The 11,904-nt window shown below is 39.4% G+C and carries 13 protein-coding genes and 1 pseudogene; all 14 read right to left on the minus strand.

All coding sequences use genetic code 11. The features are described 5' to 3' along the window. Positions 1–52: 52 nt before the first annotated feature. The 14 genes and pseudogenes from EL171_RS07045 to EL171_RS07110 all read right to left on the minus strand — a co-directional run bounded on the left by EL171_RS07045 (position 53) and on the right by EL171_RS07110 (position 11,900). Entirely contained in the window at positions 53–454 is a 402-nt protein-coding gene (locus EL171_RS07045; protein ID WP_005387231.1) for a S1 RNA-binding domain-containing protein, read from the minus strand. Between the two features lie 69 nt (positions 455–523). Then, entirely contained in the window at positions 524–856 is a 333-nt protein-coding gene (locus tag EL171_RS07050) for an FtsB family cell division protein (protein WP_005387230.1), read from the minus strand. Positions 857–1,020: 164 nt separating this feature from the next. Further along, positions 1,021–1,968, minus strand: coding sequence for an L-lactate dehydrogenase (locus tag EL171_RS07055; RefSeq protein ID WP_005387229.1), 948 nt, complete (start codon positions 1,966–1,968; stop codon positions 1,021–1,023). A gap of 232 nt (positions 1,969–2,200) precedes the next feature. After that, positions 2,201–2,437, minus strand: coding sequence for a GlsB/YeaQ/YmgE family stress response membrane protein (locus tag EL171_RS07060; protein WP_005387228.1), 237 nt, complete (start codon positions 2,435–2,437; stop codon positions 2,201–2,203). A 10-nt stretch (positions 2,438–2,447) separates the two neighbouring features. Continuing rightward, positions 2,448–3,254, minus strand: a complete 807-nt coding sequence (locus EL171_RS07065; RefSeq protein ID WP_005387227.1) for a hypothetical protein — start codon at positions 3,252–3,254, stop codon at positions 2,448–2,450. 123 nt (positions 3,255–3,377) lie between these two features. Continuing rightward, complete coding sequence (folK, locus tag EL171_RS07070) at positions 3,378–3,851, minus strand: 2-amino-4-hydroxy-6-hydroxymethyldihydropteridine diphosphokinase (RefSeq protein WP_005387225.1); 474 nt, start codon at positions 3,849–3,851, stop codon at positions 3,378–3,380. After that, complete coding sequence (gene folB, locus EL171_RS07075; RefSeq protein ID WP_005387223.1) at positions 3,851–4,213, minus strand: dihydroneopterin aldolase; 363 nt, start codon at positions 4,211–4,213, stop codon at positions 3,851–3,853. The genes folK and folB overlap by 1 nt, the downstream gene beginning before the upstream one ends. Further along, a complete protein-coding gene (folP, locus tag EL171_RS07080) occupies positions 4,213–5,046 on the minus strand; it encodes a dihydropteroate synthase (protein WP_005387222.1) in 834 nt (277 codons plus the stop codon). The genes folB and folP overlap by 1 nt, the downstream gene beginning before the upstream one ends. After that, positions 5,039–5,608 (minus strand): GTP cyclohydrolase I, encoded by a 570-nt coding sequence (folE, locus tag EL171_RS07085; protein WP_005387220.1) that lies wholly within the window; start codon positions 5,606–5,608, stop codon positions 5,039–5,041. Before folE ends, folP begins: the two co-directional genes overlap by 8 nt. A gap of 8 nt (positions 5,609–5,616) precedes the next feature. Beyond that, a complete protein-coding gene (locus tag EL171_RS07090; RefSeq protein WP_039969441.1) occupies positions 5,617–7,173 on the minus strand; it encodes an ABC-F family ATP-binding cassette domain-containing protein in 1,557 nt (518 codons plus the stop codon). 111 nt (positions 7,174–7,284) lie between these two features. Next, positions 7,285–8,425, minus strand: a pseudogene (locus EL171_RS10070) (amidohydrolase). Positions 8,426–8,488: 63 nt separating this feature from the next. Beyond that, on the minus strand, positions 8,489–9,427 hold the full coding sequence (locus EL171_RS07100; RefSeq protein WP_005387212.1) for a S66 peptidase family protein: 939 nt from the start codon (positions 9,425–9,427) through the stop codon (positions 8,489–8,491). A gap of 56 nt (positions 9,428–9,483) precedes the next feature. Next, on the minus strand, positions 9,484–11,085 hold the full coding sequence (locus EL171_RS07105) for a peptide ABC transporter substrate-binding protein (protein WP_005387210.1): 1,602 nt from the start codon (positions 11,083–11,085) through the stop codon (positions 9,484–9,486). After that, positions 11,082–11,900, minus strand: coding sequence for a serine hydrolase (locus EL171_RS07110; protein ID WP_005387208.1), 819 nt, complete (start codon positions 11,898–11,900; stop codon positions 11,082–11,084). The genes EL171_RS07105 and EL171_RS07110 overlap by 4 nt, the downstream gene beginning before the upstream one ends. Positions 11,901–11,904: the final 4 nt, after the last annotated feature.

Raw genomic sequence — 11,904 nt, forward strand, 5'->3', positions numbered from 1 at the left:
CTGTTAAGGCCTATACATAAGTAAAGAGATGGCTCAATGCCATCTCTCACTATTAATCTCGACGACCGCCTCGGCCTCCGCGTTTACCTTCTGTATTGCGTTTTAAATCGTGTAAGCGTTCATTGCTATCGCGCAAGAATGATTTCATCTTTGCTTCAAAAGCCTCTGTGCTTTGTTTAGATTGAACACGACGAGGACGTCGCTCTTCACTTGCTGTCTCTTTAGGTTGTGTTTGACGAATAGAAAGGCCGATTTTATTACCTTCAATAGATAAAACCTTAACCTTTACTGGATCTTCAACCTTTAATACGGTATTAATATCTTCGACATACCCATGAGCTACTTCAGAAATATGAACTAGACCTGTTTGCTTCTCTCCTAAATCAACAAATACGCCGAATTTTGTAATACCAGATACGGTACCATCAATAATGTTACCAACTTCGATTGCCATGCAACCTCCTAATTAATACGGAAACCTCAAACTACAAACTAATGCGAATCTAAATTACTACAGTCAAACCTATTTTACATAAGGCACTTCACCAGGTTTTACAAGGCCGAGCTCCTCACGAGCCACCCCCTCAATGGTCTTTGGATCTTGCAACTTAGCCTTTTCCTGTTCTAATTCTTCATTTCGCTGTTTTAATTCTTGCAATTGTTGCTCAATATGTTGTTTTTCTTGATATACAGCCACCAAGCGATAGGCTTGCCCTAATAATAGCAGCACCATAATCCCTATACCAATTCGCTTGATCCACATGAGGATAATACGTTGATCCTGCGCTTTGCGATTAGGTCTAACCCGTTTGCGCGGCTTTTTTGGACGTTGTACTTCCATAGTGTCTTGAGTCATAATATCCCCCAAAAATATTCATCATCTGTATACTGTCATTTTTTAATTATATCACAGAACCTCGTTAGGGACTAAATAAAATTATCTATAGTTTATCTTATATCTATCATATAGTTAAAAAGGTCTTATCAGAGATAGATTTATTAGTAACAGCCACTATGGCCTTATAAAGTCTCTGCTTTATGAGCATATTCACGAATTACGGCACAAGACTTTTTAAATAAAGCTAATTCATCTTCAGTAAGCTTCAATTCAAATACATCTTCGATACCATCTTTGCCAATAACTGCTGGAGTCGATGCAAAGATTCCTTCTTCACCATATTGGCCATCTAGATAACAAGAACATGGCAACACTTTCTTTTCGTCATGGAATACAGCACGAATTAATTCTGTTGTTGCACTAGCAATGCCGAACTCTGTGGAGCCTTTACCAGCCAATACGTGGTAACCACCAATTTTTACATCATCTAGCACTTGAGTATGATCAAGTGTAGGGAATCTATGAGGCAATTCTTGTTGTAATTGTACTAACGGTTTTCCTTGTACATAAACATGAGACCATGGCACCATAGCACTACCACCATGTTCACCTAAACAATACGCTGTAATTGTACGGTTACTAATATTAAAAATGCGCGCCAATTCTTTTTGTAATCGCGCTGAATCTAAAGCTGTACCACTGGAAATAATACGTTTTGGATTCCAATTTAAATGTTTACATAAATAAGTAGCAACAACATCAGCAGGATTAGAAATAGAGATAATAAAACCATCAAAGCCAGACTTTTTAATTCGAGGAATAACATCCTTTAAAACCTCTACTGTATCACCAAGACTTTCTAAACGATCTTGATATAAATTTGGTAAAGGACCAGCGCTAAATACGAGAATATCACAATCCCCACAATCTTCAATAGGACCTGCAGTAGCTGTTACTTTATGAGGAATATAGCTAACAGCATCATTTATATCCATTGCTTGTGCTTTAGCTTTTTTCTCGTCAATATCCATCATATATAGTTCATCTACTTCACCTTGTAGAGCAAGAGAAAATGCTACATGAGAACCTACATGTCCAGTGCCAATAATACCTACTTTACGTAATTTCATAAGCGCCTCCTACGATTCGCACTAAAAGATATACATCTTCTAATACAATTCCACTTAAACCAGCGATTGCCATTATATGAATCGACAATGTTAAGTTATATTAAAACATATTGCTTGTAAAATACATAAACTATTATATACCTATTTTCTCATAGGTATATAAGAAAATAGATTTATAGCGATAAAAAAAGACTATTATAGGAAATCCTATAATAGTCCTTCTATTATATAGTTAGTCTCGTCCAGTAAAGAAGCTTACTACAGCAATCACTATAACTGCACCAACGATGGACGGAATTAATGCCATGCCTGCAAGACTTGGGCCCCAAGTACCAAGCAAAGCTTGACCTACAGAAGCCCCTACTAAACCAGCAATAACACGAAGAATAATCCCCATGCTTTGCGCCTTTTTAGTAATACGACCAGCTACAAAACCAATGAATCCGCCTACAATAATTGACCAAAGCATAATATACCTCCTATAAAGTCATCTCATCAAGATTAAGCGGGAATAAATCCTTATTCTCCATCACTTGTGGTGACTTTTCTAAATATTGTTTTCGCATTGACCATAAAATTTCTAAATCCTTTGGATCTAACTTGGACAATGCATATATCATCGTGAAATCTGAACCATAATGGCCACGCAAGCTATCGGGTACTCCTTTGGGTCCTTCTCCACCTAGACGATTATTAAAGAACCCTTGAATACGGCGACTATCTAAATCAATGATAATAAACCCTGACGCATCATATACATACAATGTATGATTTATACGCTTTAAAGCTCGTACCGTATTCGTTATAAAATATTGGTCCTTCATGTCAATGAGGGATGACTCATAACCTGAATGGTAAAAGTCCCCATAATAATGAGCTCCTCTATCTGTAGATTCCAACAAATCCTTGAGTACGGATTGTTCTGGCCCACTAAAATCAGAGAAAGTTTTTACCATAGTAATCTCTCGTAAACCACGTTGGTAATTCTCGGTCTTCGGTGGCTCAATATGTTGGCCACGAAAGGTAATAGGCATCAACCGAAGTGTATTATCAGCTAAATTATAAATACCATACCCTTCATAACCTAGAAAGTACACTTGTGAGTCGATAGACTTCATCGCTAATATTCGTTTTGAAATGATGGCATCACTAGAATTTACTAATGTATGCTCTTCTGGGTCTATGCGTACTGTTTTACTGTCGTAATTGCCACCTACTGCAAGCCAATAGGAGAGCCCCACTACAATTAATGCTAGTATGCATAAACCGATACGTTTTATATTCATTTATACTCCCTATGAATCCCCAGGCATAAAACGTAATAATATATTGCCATTACAGTAAATCCCTATTAATATAATCCCAATTCTAGGTATAACTGTAAATTTTTTTAATATCTTTGTGGACTTCTATGCCAAACTTAATGTAGCTAGTCGCTCGCTAATTGAGATACCCTTATAGGTAAAAGTTGGTAACAACTCATGTAAAGGTTCTAAGACAAAGGTTCTATCCCAAAAATAAGGATGCGGTATAGTTAGAGTTTCAGCACAAATGGAAATCATAGAACCGGCTTCATCAAAAGCCAAAATAATATCTAAATCTAATGTACGTGGTCCCCAGTGAATGAGTCGTTCACGACCAGCCCCTTGTTCTAAGGACTGAAGGACACTTAACATTTCATGAGGATTCAAAGTACTTTTACAAGACCACATGCCATTAATAAATAACGCCTGATCTGTATATCCCCAAGGTTCCGTTTCTATCAAAGAAGAACTAATAACCTCTGAAACGGCCTCATGCCCTTGTAATAGGTGAAAAGCGGAATTAATATAGCCTCTTTTATCACCTATATTTGAACCTACACTGATGTAATAGGTATACATCAAATTTGACCTCTTGTAGTGACAACCTCAACATAATCCAGGATACCAGCAATAGGTACAGATGGTTTGCGCACCGTTACAGATAAGCCAACGATACCTTGATAATGTTGGTATAAAGAGTCGGCAATAAGTGCACCTAAACGCTCTAATAAATTATGTTTTTCTCCAGTCATAACAGATTCTACAAGCTCATATACTTCTACATAATTGATAGAATCCTCTAACTGATCACTTTGACCGGCCTTTGTAAGATCCGTAGTAATTTCAACATCTACAAAAAAGCGCTGTCCTTGCTCTTGTTCAGATGTCAAATTGCCATGGTATCCATAGAATGCCATGTTTTTTAAAACGATTTTATCCATTATTCACCTCGTAATAGGCCATCTGCTACGGCCAAGGCGCGTTTGTGCATTTTCACATTATGAACACGCACCATATCAACACCTTGGAATACACCCGTAATACAAGCCGCTACCGTGCCTTCATCGCGTTCTTCTGGAGGCAAACCGCCCAACATAGAACCGATAAAACGCTTACGGCTAGGCGCAAGTAAAATAGGGTATTCATAAGCCGTTAATTCGCCTAAACGTTGCATAACTTCAATATTTTGCTCTTCTGTTTTACCAAATCCGATACCTGGATCAAGCCAAATTTGTTGTGGTGTTACACCAACCTTTAAGGCTTTATCTACAGCAAAGAAGAAGTATGCCTTCATATCTTCAATGATGTCACCATAGTTTGTATCATTACTATTGTGCATGATGATTACAGGTACCTTATATTTTGCTGCTACCGCTGCCATATCAGGATCATAGTGTAAGCCCCATATATCGTTCAAAATATGAGCCCCTTTAGAAAATGCATAGTCCGCAGTTTTAGCATGATAAGTATCAATAGATACAGGTACTGTAGATGCATGTAGTACAGGGTCTATCAATTGGGACAAGCGTTCAATTTCTTCATCTGCTGTCAATGGTGTGCAACCAGGGCGCGTAGATTCTACGCCTAAATCAATGATATCAGCACCATCTTCAATCATTTGCGTTACATGTGCTGCTGCCGCTTCTGGAGTATTGAATTTACCACCATCAGAGAAAGAGTCAGGCGTACCATTTAGTATCCCCATAATAAGGGTACGATCGCACAAAGATAAACTTTTGCCATCATTCCATGTGTAATTTCTACGTTTAAACATTTGCCTGTCCTCCACCTAACATTGCCAACGCTTCATCTCGTAATGTGCCAGTCTCTGCTAGTACACCACGGCTTTCTAATGTAATAACCTTTGAATCTTGCTGCATGGTCCCTTTGATAAGCATACACAACTGAGTCGATGTAATGCGTACGAATACACCATGAGCAGATAAATCATTCATAATTGCATCTGCTAATTCTGATGCTAACCGCTCTTGTAGTTGCGGCCTCCGGCTAAGAATATTAACAATATCTTGAAACTTGCTAAGCCCTGCCACACACCCATCCTTAGGTTGGTACACAATATCCACGGTTCCAAAGAATGGCAACAAGTGGTGCTCACACATAGAGTAAAAAGGAATTCCTGTAACCGCTACAAGACCCTTATAATCAGTACTAAATGTTTCACCCCAGGCTGACTTTGTATCTAATCCTACGCCACTGAATAATTCACTATATAATTCTGTTACACGACTTGGTGTTTTCTCTAGCTCTGGCGCCTCAGTATCAACAGATAAAGCCGCTAAAAATTGCTTTATCCCGTCCTTTGCACGTTGATTCATCGGTCCTCCTAAACGATTTTCGTCGTCCAATCCTCAATATTCCAAATATCCGTAACCCAATCTTTATAAAATTCAGGTTCATGACTTACTAAAACGATAGTTCCTTTGAACTCACGCAAAGCACGACTCAGTTCTTCTTTTGCATAAATGTCCAAGTGATTCGTTGGTTCGTCTAATACGAGTACATTGTACTTATTTTGCATCAGTTTACATAAGCGAACCTTTGCATTCTCACCGCCAGATAACACGCGCATTTGCGATATAATATGCTCGTTAGTAAGGCCACAACGAGCAAGCGCTGCACGTACTTCTGCATTAGTCATTGCTGGATATTCATTCCAAATATAATCTAAGGCAGTTTCAGAATTGGATGGTGTATCTTCTTGAGCAAAATACCCAATTTGTAAGAAATCACCTTTTACCAACTCACCACTCACCGGTTTTAATAACCCTAAAATTGTTTTCAATAATGTCGTTTTACCTAGACCATTAACGCCACGAATAGCGATTTTTTTATTTCTTTCAATTTGAAAATCTACTGGTCGAGTCAACGGTTCATCATAGCCTAATTCCAAACCAAAGGCCTCTACAATAAAACGACTTGGCGTACGGCCTTCTTTAAAACCAAAACTTGGTTTAATGTACTCTTTTGGCTTTTCCAAAATCTCCATTTTCTCTAACCGTTTAGCTCGAGAATTTGCCATACCACGCGTTGCTACACGAGCCTTATTGCGTTGGATAAAGTCTTCCATGCGCTCAATTTCTTGTTGTTGACGCTCATAAGCCTTGGCAGCTTGTGCCTTTTTCACTTCGTAAGCAGCTTGGAACTGATGATAGTCACCAGTATATCGAGTAAGTACGGCTTGCTCAATATGATAAATAACATTGACTACAGAATTTAAGAACTCCATATCATGAGAAATCAAGATGAACGCATTTTCGTAGTTTTGTAAATAGTTTTGCAACCATTGGATATGCTCTACATCAAGATAATTTGTCGGTTCGTCCAAGAGCAAAATCGTTGGTTTTTCTAGTAACAGTTTTGTAAGTAAAACCTTTGTACGCTGGCCACCGCTGAGCTCTGTAACATCTCGGTCAAGCCCAATATCCATAAGGCCCAAACCTGCAGCTGTACGCTCAATAACCGCATCAATTTCATAGAACCCACGTTGTTCAAGAATTTCTTGCCATTCCCCAACTTGCTCGAGAAGCTTATTCATTTCATCTTCAGACACATCACCCATGCGATTGTACGCATCGTTAATGTTTTGCTCCATTACAAACAAATCATCAAAAGCTCGTTGCAATACGTCGCGAATGGTCATGCCCTTTTCGAGGACCGCATGTTGATCCAAATAACCTACAGTTACTTGGTTGGACCATTCAATTTTACCTTCATCAGGAGGTATTTTGCCTGTGATGATATTTAGGAATGTAGACTTGCCTTCACCATTAGCACCAATTAACCCTACATGTTCACCTTTCAACAAGCGGAATGATGCATCATCTAAAATTTGTCGCGCTCCAAAACCATGGGTTACATTTGAAACGGTTAAAACACTCATATCTATCTCCACCGGAATAAAAGCCGTCTTGTTGAAGACGGCTTGTTTCATACTTACTTAAATATTATATCTATTGTACCTTTTTGACCTCTATATGTCAAAAATTGAACATCATTTACCCACTGCATAACGCAAGGCTACCACAGCCATAATCTTAGCACCCTTAATCGCTTGCTCCAATCCATAGTCGGAACCTGCTGCACAAGTGAACTCGGGTGTATGAGCCTCTAAACCTAACCCAATCTGCAAAGTAGGCTGTGCTGTTGGTACTTCATAAGATACATTTCCTACATCTGTACTACCATCAGCCTCATCATCAGGCAATATACGGGGCGTTTCACCAAATTCAGTCATCACATCGTTAAAGAGATCTAATAACTGTTTATCTTGACGCATATCCTTAAAGAGAGGCTCATAATGATGCATCTCAACACGGGCGCCATAAGATGCTGCAATTTCTTGAGCAGCCTCTTTGATAGCCGGCAAAATAATACCTTCTAAATCGTCCACCGTACTACCGCGAACAGTCATGCGAATCGTAGCCTTAGGAGTTACTACATTTGGTGCTGTACCAGCTTCGGTAAAAATGGTCCCTACAATAGCCCCTTTAGGGAATGTTTTCTTTAACTCTTTTATTTTTTGATATAAATCTACAGCACAGTCTAAGGCATTAATACCAGAGTCAGTTAATGATGCTACATGACAAGACCGTCCATGGAAGGTAATCTCTAGTGGATGCGTCGCTAATGATGTGCCCCCTACCTCATTTTCACCGCCTGGATGAATAATTAGTGCCGCCTCACAGCCCTTAAATAAACCAGCCTCAGCCATGTATACTTTACCACCAATAGTTTCCCTCCGCAGGACAACCAAAGAAGGTCGTTCCCCACGTTTCAGGTGCACTTTGACTGAAGGCAATAGCCGCCCCTAAACTCATCATAGCAATGAGATTATGTCCACAACCATGACCAAGTTCTGGTAGTGCATCATATTCACCTAAAAAGGCTATTTTATGCTGTGCAGTACTGTTATAGTCACCACGTAACGCCGTTTGTAACTCTGGAAAATCAGTTAGCCCCACTTGAGATGTAAAATTATGTGTTTCTAAGAATTGGTTAATTACCTTAACTGCTTTATGCTCTTCTAACCCCAATTCTGGATTATCGTGTAAATATAATGAAAGCTTACGCAACTCACGGGCCATATTATCTATAATGGCACAAGCTTGCGCTTCTCGTTCTTGTAATGTCATAACGCCCCTTTATACTATCTAATTTATACTGTTTATTATTTATTCTATCTAAGAAGAGTCCGTCTATTTCGAATAGGGATGAATAATGATAGTGTTTGAAATGTATCTAAAGTTAATCGTTGCACCTAATGGTAGTGTTTGATGCGGCGTTCCATGACCTGTTGGTACATAGCATACAAAAGGTTCTGGTAATTTAGGATCTCGATTATCTTCCATATATCGTAGTGCTTCATAGCCTAAATCATAATCCCGTTCATCTTCGTCACCTTCGCAATCTGTAAATGTACCGATGACCAGTCCTTTTATGCGACTCAACAAACCACTGAGGCGAAATTGTTGTAACATGCGATCTAGCTTATACGGTGCTTCCCCTACATCTTCAATGAATAGTAAGGTATCCTCCCAAGATTTCTCCTCTAAAAAATAAGGTGTTCCGCACAACATTGATAGCATCGTCATATTGCCGCCCTGTAAAATCCCTTCCCCTAGCTCAGTACCAATGGCACCACGCGGCGGTTCAGGTAATGGTTCTATAACTTGTAATTTACCTTCTACAGCTACAAATAAAGCATCTATATCTGCCTTACGTTCTTCTTTAAAGTCGACGCCCATCGGCCCGTGATAGGTAATAAGTCGGCTATATCGATTAATAGCCATATGAAGAGCTGTACAATCACTATACCCTATAAAAGCCTTACGATATTTACGTATGGCCTTATAATCTAATAAATCTAGATAACGCATCGTTCCGTAACCACCGCGCAAAGCTAGCACCGCATCACAAGGTGCGGTGGTCATCATATATTGAAACTCTTGGGCTTGCTCCTCTGGTGTACCACCATAGAGTCCTTTACGATGTGCACTTTCACCAAAGAGCACATTATAGCCCCTTGCGTTACAAATGTCTTCTATTCTATGTAAATCTTCATCGCTTGCACTAGCAGGAGCCATAATACCTATGGTCATCCCAGGCGCTAAGCGCTTTGGTTCAATCCAGTTCATATATCCTCGTAAAATATAACAAAAGACGTACACAATGTGTACGTCTTAAGTGTATCTTATTTGTATGCTTTTTTAAAGTCAACAAGGCCCAATGTAGTCCAGAAATAATTTTGAATACTTCCGTTTGTTACATATGGTTGTGTTGTAAAGTATAATGGCATTACTAGAGCTTCATCAAAAATCATCTTTTCTGCTTGATGCATCAATGCATCGCGTTCAGCCCCATTTGGTGTCGTACGAATACGAGCGATTAACTCGTTATAGTCTTCACTATGGTACTGACTATCGTTGTCTTCAGCAGAGAACACCTCTAAGAAGTTTTGTGGATCACTGTAATCCGCAACCCAAGAAGCACGAGCTACTTGGTATTTACCAGCTTCGCGATCAGCTAAGAATACCTTTGTCTCTTGATTTTGTAATCGCACATCTGCACCAAATGCATTTACCCATGCATCCTGTACAGCTTCAGCAATCGCTTTATGTAATTCGCTTGTGTTATACAAAATCGTAATTGGAGGCAATGGATGATTCTTATCATAGCCAGCTTGTTTCAAGATTTCTTTCGCTTGCTCTACATCTTCGTAAACGAGATAGCTACCAGCTTCACGGAAGTCTTCACGACCGTTGCTTTCAAGCATACCGTATGGAACAAATGCATAAGCAGCCTCTTTACCTCCACGAACAATATTGTTAACGATATTAGCACGGTTGATAACCATGGAGAATGCTTTACGTACTTCAGGGTCTGTGAAAGGTTCTGCTTTCACATTAAATACGTAATAATAGTTACCAAGCATAGGTCCAATATGTAATAGACCAGCCTCTTCTAAGCGTTTTTGATCCGCTACAGGAGGCTCAACAGTCATATCTGCTTCGCCACCTTCAACCAATGTAAGGCGTGTGCTTTGGGATTCACTGATAGGCCAATTCATCTTCTCTGTTTTCACAGAATCCGCATCCCAGTAATCTGGATTCTTAATGAAATCCATTTCCCCATTATGTTTCCAAGATAATAAGCGGTATGGACCATTAGACACGAATGTATCTGCATTAGCAGCCCAGTTTTCATGAGCTTCTACAGCCTTTTGACTTACTGGATAGTAACTATGAGATGCTAATAATTTTAAGAAATAAGCTGTTGGATTTTCTAAGGTAACCACCAATGTATCATCATCGATGGCCTTAACACCAACGTCTTCAGCTTTGGCATCACCATTATTAAAGGCTTCGCCATTTTTTAATACATATAACATATATGCATTGTCCGCATGGACTTCAGGGTCTAATACGCGTTTCCAAGCGTATTCAAAATCATGAGCCGTCAAAGGCTCTCCATTGGACCATTTTAAATCTGGTCGCAAATGGAAGGTATACTCGCGACCATCATCAGAAATATCCCAGCTTTTAGCAAGTGCTGCCTCTGGTTCACTTTCATCATTTAAACGAACTAAACCGTCAAATAATTGGAGTTGAACCGTTGCCTCCGGAGAGGTAGTAGACTTTGCTGGATCCAATGTGGATGGTTCCTGCTCAATAACATATCGGATTGTATGCTCATCAATTGGTTGTTCCCCGCGAGGATAACCAAATACAAACAAGAGCACACTCACCCCAAGAGCAAGGACCATGAGTTTTAACAAATTTCGTTTATCCATCATGGCAATGCTTCCTCTACAAATTCTTTCATGATACGCCCTACTCGAGCGCCTAACTCTTTACCTCGGTCATTATCAATATCGCTCATCAAAAGGATAAAGCAAAAATGACCTCTAAACGTTTCCAATATGCCCCCATCATGCTCTACGCGATCAAGGGATCCTGTTTTATGGTGAAAGCGTACATCTTCTCCCCAATAAAATGGCAAAATATCACGGAATTGTTGGCGACCTAAAATGTTCCACATTTCTCGGCCATAAAAATCTCTATCGCGACATTCAAAAATGTGTTTATAGAGACGAGCTAACGCCATAGCAGTCATACGATTATCACGGCCTTCGGCGAGAGCTTCAAAGTCCATCATCATGCGATTAAGTTCTATCTCATCTACACCAAGCTGTTCTGCACGAGCATTGATATTTTCCATTCCAAGAACTGTAATGAGCAAATTTGTTGCAATATTATCGCTGAGAACCATCATAAGACGGCATAACTCAAGATACGTAAAGCTATGCTTTGCTACTAATTCTTGTAGTGCTCCACCACCTTCAACACGAGGTGTTCTAGATAGTGGAACTGTATCATTAAGGTCTAACTGTTCAGTACGAGCTAAATGGAACACATACTCCATGATGAGTACCTTAATCAAACTTGCACTAGAATGTACCGTATCCTCCCCTTTAGAAGCGATAATAATCGGTTCCTCTTCATCGTCAAATTGAAGTACTACATAGGATATATTTCCTTTTGGTGCTAATTCTTTAATAACTGTATCGAGTTGATGCTCCAAGGACTTGCCAACAAGTAACTTTTCCATACTA

Origin of the sequence: Veillonella dispar (assembly GCF_900637515.1) — a bacterium.
GTDB lineage: Bacteria > Bacillota > Negativicutes > Veillonellales > Veillonellaceae > Veillonella > Veillonella dispar.

Bases quoted from the DNA above. Each gene is read 5' to 3' on its own strand.
- EL171_RS07045 (WP_005387231.1), bottom strand. From the start codon at position 454: ATGGCAATCGAAGTTGGTAACATTATTGATGGTACCGTATCTGGTATT.
- EL171_RS07050 (WP_005387230.1), bottom strand. From the start codon at position 856: ATGACTCAAGACACTATGGAAGTACAACGTCCAAAAAAGCCGCGCAAA.
- EL171_RS07055 (WP_005387229.1), bottom strand. From the start codon at position 1,968: ATGAAATTACGTAAAGTAGGTATTATTGGCACTGGACATGTAGGTTCT.
- EL171_RS07060 (WP_005387228.1), bottom strand. From the start codon at position 2,437: ATGCTTTGGTCAATTATTGTAGGCGGATTCATTGGTTTTGTAGCTGGT.
- EL171_RS07065 (WP_005387227.1), bottom strand. From the start codon at position 3,254: ATGAATATAAAACGTATCGGTTTATGCATACTAGCATTAATTGTAGTG.
- folK (WP_005387225.1), bottom strand. From the start codon at position 3,851: ATGTATACCTATTACATCAGTGTAGGTTCAAATATAGGTGATAAAAGA.
- folB (WP_005387223.1), bottom strand. From the start codon at position 4,213: ATGGATAAAATCGTTTTAAAAAACATGGCATTCTATGGATACCATGGC.
- folP (WP_005387222.1), bottom strand. From the start codon at position 5,046: ATGTTTAAACGTAGAAATTACACATGGAATGATGGCAAAAGTTTATCT.
- folE (WP_005387220.1), bottom strand. From the start codon at position 5,608: ATGAATCAACGTGCAAAGGACGGGATAAAGCAATTTTTAGCGGCTTTA.
- EL171_RS07090 (WP_039969441.1), bottom strand. From the start codon at position 7,173: ATGAGTGTTTTAACCGTTTCAAATGTAACCCATGGTTTTGGAGCGCGA.
- EL171_RS07100 (WP_005387212.1), bottom strand. From the start codon at position 9,427: ATGAACTGGATTGAACCAAAGCGCTTAGCGCCTGGGATGACCATAGGT.
- EL171_RS07105 (WP_005387210.1), bottom strand. From the start codon at position 11,085: ATGATGGATAAACGAAATTTGTTAAAACTCATGGTCCTTGCTCTTGGG.
- EL171_RS07110 (WP_005387208.1), bottom strand. From the start codon at position 11,900: ATGGAAAAGTTACTTGTTGGCAAGTCCTTGGAGCATCAACTCGATACA.